Here is a 3798-nt window from a genome sequence, read left to right as displayed (position 1 = left end):
AGTTAATGCTGTAAGAAAATCATTCATTTCTTCACTCCTAAATTTCACACAAAATGGCCCGATTGCTGAATTGTCATAATCCACCCTGTCGACGTAATTGTAACAAACTTTATTATTAATTATCGAACTTTATTCCAAAGCCACATTACCGATTAAGAACAGCCTGTATGAGACTGGTCGCCGCTCCCGTGCTTGACAAAAGGTAATCAACTGGACCTATGCAGAGGTGTATATAACAGGCTATCGTAAGCTGGAATTTGGGTGGCTTGCTTCGGTTCCGTCGGGTGCGTCCGGTAAGCTGCGGACAGTTGGGATAATTGAATTCGGGACATCTTTGCTCCACAAACAAGCATTCCGGGGAGTAGCCGGCCAATTCATAAACGGAGAGGATAAGGAGATTGTACACCTAGAGCCCATGCTACATGCATAGGTTAGAATAAGTAACTGGACCAAATCCGACATGTTACGGAGTCCAGTTTTTACGGAGTTTATCGTATTACTAGAAAAAGCCCATCGACCGTTTAAGGATGACGAGCCAATAAAGAAATATCATTCAAACTCATTAAGAAAATATTGCTGCAAATTTAATTCAGATTTCATACTCTCAATAACATTTTTAAACCAGGTACCCAAAGTAAAGTATCTTGATTTATATAGTTTATTACTAGCTCATAACTTCGCTCAAACTTTTCGATGTTGGGACTATGTTCGTTTTTCAGTACTGTGCGTACCCTTTCTGCTAATTCTACGTATTCTGCATCTATGTACTCTTGTTTGCTGCTATCTGCCAGTTTTAATTTTGACCACGCATATGCTCCACCAATCACCACTTCTTCTGATCCTTCTACATACTCAATACATGAATCGTCGTTAATAAATGCATTGATCCGTTCTTCAAGTTTATTGAAGTCTTGTACAAAGTTAATTATTTTATCCAAAAAAACAACTCCCCAATGCATAAGAAGATATGATAATTTCGCCTGCTGTATATTTCTTCCGTTCCCATCACAATCTTTGGTGATTCCAGTATATCGTGCTTTGAAACATAAATATACGTATTATTTTTCACATACTAATTTACACTTATTGTTGAGCTGGGTGAAATGTGTGTTTATAGGTATGACATAGGCGAGAATAGGAATCGCATAAGAAAGAAGCGGAATTTGATCAAACACAAGGGCTTTAGGTCAATAAATGAACATTCCCTAGTGCAACTGTATTTAATCAACGGGAAAACTTAAAAGATTTTTGTCAAGAAACATAACGCTACATTATTAAGGCAGGCGGATTTAATGAATGGAAAAAGGACGGGGCCAACAGAGAGACAATGACGATGTTGAATCCTTATTAAAACTGCTGAAACCTTACGATCCTTTAAAAATGAGAGCTTATAAAGTCCCTTCGGCTGTTGGTAATGTACGTAATAACTTTAAAGAATTGCTTAAAGATATCGGATAATTACTTATGCTGAAGGCACAAGCCCAATTACTGCAAATATAACTAGTCAAGTTAAGAGTAATCAGATTCTCAGAACAGCATCTTTTGGAAAAGTTTTTTATATTACCTCGCTACTATCTGGGTTTATATGATCAAGCAAACAACATAAATGTATATAATCATCAGGAATGATGTCCAATCTATAATTGCGGATTCACAATATAATAACGTATAACCTTGAAATGGAGTGATGAAAAATGGCGACAATTATTAGTTACGGTTCACAGGCAAAAATTCCGTTAGACCCGCTTACAATTACTACAACGGTTGTTGGGATTCCTGGAGCTGGAGCGGGTCTAGCCACAGCACAAGTAAATATTAGTCCTGCTAATCCTGCCTCTTTCTCCAGTAGAGTCGAGTTAAATGGTAGTTTTAGTCTTACTGCACTTGCTAATAGTCAATTTTTTGTTATTATCCGGCGTGCTGGAGTCGATATTTATAGATCCTTTTATCGTTTTACTACAACTACTGATATTCAAATAAATGTTCTATGGGTTGATGGTCCTTATCTTGGAATCCACAACTATGAATTGGTAATCCAAAATGATAGCAACTTGCCTATAAATCTATTTGGACCCATAGCATTCACAGCAACTGCTATTGGAGGAGAGGGCGTAATTTAAGTTATGCAACTAGATTTGGGTCTAGTCAAATAACAAACGTGAAATGTATTGATGTTCAATACCAAAATTAGCGGAGTCCTGTATTTACGGAGTTTGTCATATAAACAAAAGAAGTCCGCCGACCAGTTAAGGTTGACGGGCTTTTGCCGATGCTTTCGGACTGCACGCTCGGTGCTTCCGATACATCTAATTTATTAGTATTGTAACAATGTGTAAATACAATTTTTGAAAACAACACTTCTTTGTCATTAAAAGCTAGAACATTGAGAATCCGTAGTTGGAACTATAACAATTGAAACCCGAAAGAATTCACAATAAAAAAATAAGGATTGATTTATAATTGAAACCACTTATTAAATTAACTACCACCGAAATGATTGTTAGAGATCACAACTGGTGAATTTCAAGAATCTTTGGAGGTACACATTGATGGCAATGACCTTCTTCCTGATGCCTCTCTAGAAGCAGCTGTTCAAAAATCAAAAACTGTAAATTTTATTAAATTGCCTAATGGTGGTGCGACTGGTTTTTTGATCTCTAACGATTTGTTATTAGCGCTCGTAGAATAAATCTACGAAACAGCATTGTTCAACAAATTCACGAATATTTGAGGATGAAATTCAAGCCTTAAAACTTGCTAAATCGTTTGCAATTGATAATTTAGTTCAGTACGGCTTCGTCGATAATCTGACATATGTTGAGTTTTCTCATATTAATTATTCGTTTTCGTTAAACAACAAAACCGCTTGATCCTCGGACGGTCTTGATTGATTCATATTAAAATTCTATTTCCCAATGATTTTACTCACAGCATACAATCTCTTTATTCCTTCTGTCCCTACCCACCCACCTACACTCGCCAAGATGATATTATGGAAAAGCTTCATGGCTATAGAATAGGTCATTGTACCAATGATGATTTCAATAACTAAGAACCTCAGGACAGATCCCTTGGTTATAATGTAAACTTTGAATTCTTGATTATGAAGCATCGGTCTCATCCACCTCATAAGGGTTTTATGTAACCAATATGCTTCCATCAGGTTGTCTAATTCCTACTTAGACTCATAAGTTTAATCCATTTAAGGCCATGTAATCCGGAAATTGCTCAATGAAATCAAAATCATTTGCAGTACTCGAAAGCGTAATATCAATCCCGTTATTGTCGTCAGCCTTGGCAACCAGGAGATCCATATCAGCGATATGCATACCGCTAATCATTACACGCTCCACATTACCCACTGCATATCCTGTAAGGAGTCAGTGATCCGATCGTCTCCCATATTTACTAAGCTTATTAAGAAGTTTCGAAAGTCCCAAAATACAAAGTAAAGTTATCCCTGCAAAGATGGGCATTGATGAAGCAAATAACAAAACTACAATTACGAATAGCAAAACTCTAATTACTTTAATTGCAAGTATCATATGAAAACTCCTATTAAGTTTGTTACAAATATATTTCTTCAATTACTCCGAAATATCCTGCCCATTAGTGTAATATGCAATTATTTAAACCGACATCTATTGCTAAAAATACATTAACCCAACAAGATGTATCAAACCCAATAAGCCCATTGGATATATAATTAATCTTGAGTATAAGTTCTTAAAATTATTATTTGGATGCTTCTCAAAGAAAAAATGAGCGATCGAGTGAAAAATTAAAAATAGATCTATT

General features: G+C 36.0%; 6 protein-coding genes. 3 read left to right on the top strand and 3 right to left on the bottom strand.

Annotation, left to right across the window (positions count from 1 at the left end):
- Positions 1 to 596: 596 nt before the first annotated feature.
- Positions 597 to 938 (bottom strand): hypothetical protein, encoded by a 342-nt coding sequence (locus A3842_RS07625; protein WP_074100967.1) that lies wholly within the window; start codon positions 936 to 938, stop codon positions 597 to 599.
- A gap of 358 nt (positions 939 to 1296) precedes the next feature.
- On the opposite strand from A3842_RS07625, the gene A3842_RS07620 reads away from it, so the two are divergent.
- The 3 genes from A3842_RS07620 to A3842_RS31925 all read left to right on the top strand — a co-directional run bounded on the left by A3842_RS07620 (position 1297) and on the right by A3842_RS31925 (position 2689).
- Complete coding sequence (locus A3842_RS07620; protein ID WP_178382312.1) at positions 1297 to 1458, top strand: hypothetical protein; 162 nt, start codon at positions 1297 to 1299, stop codon at positions 1456 to 1458.
- 236 nt (positions 1459 to 1694) lie between these two features.
- A complete protein-coding gene (locus tag A3842_RS07615) occupies positions 1695 to 2120 on the top strand; it encodes a hypothetical protein (RefSeq protein ID WP_074100966.1) in 426 nt (141 codons plus the stop codon).
- A gap of 377 nt (positions 2121 to 2497) precedes the next feature.
- Positions 2498 to 2689, top strand: a complete 192-nt coding sequence (locus A3842_RS31925; protein WP_143186195.1) for a hypothetical protein — start codon at positions 2498 to 2500, stop codon at positions 2687 to 2689.
- 496 nt (positions 2690 to 3185) lie between these two features.
- On the opposite strand, the gene A3842_RS32425 is transcribed toward A3842_RS31925, so the two are convergent.
- Together A3842_RS32425 and A3842_RS33740 are read right to left on the bottom strand one after the other, a co-directional pair.
- Positions 3186 to 3362 (bottom strand): hypothetical protein, encoded by a 177-nt coding sequence (locus A3842_RS32425; RefSeq protein ID WP_178382311.1) that lies wholly within the window; start codon positions 3360 to 3362, stop codon positions 3186 to 3188.
- 285 nt (positions 3363 to 3647) lie between these two features.
- Entirely contained in the window at positions 3648 to 3782 is a 135-nt protein-coding gene (locus tag A3842_RS33740; RefSeq protein ID WP_371915989.1) for a DUF6713 family protein, read from the bottom strand.
- Positions 3783 to 3798 lie beyond the last annotated feature (16 nt).

Source organism: Paenibacillus sp. P3E (assembly GCF_001909045.1).
Lineage (GTDB): Bacteria > Bacillota > Bacilli > Paenibacillales > Paenibacillaceae > Paenibacillus_AQ > Paenibacillus_AQ helianthi.
Note: the sequence above shows the minus strand (reverse complement) of the source record. Positions and strands in the feature narration are given on the sequence as shown.

Bases quoted from the DNA above. Each gene is read 5' to 3' on its own strand.
- A3842_RS07620 (WP_178382312.1), top strand. From the start codon at position 1,297: ATGGAAAAAGGACGGGGCCAACAGAGAGACAATGACGATGTTGAATCC.
- A3842_RS07615 (WP_074100966.1), top strand. From the start codon at position 1,695: ATGGCGACAATTATTAGTTACGGTTCACAGGCAAAAATTCCGTTAGAC.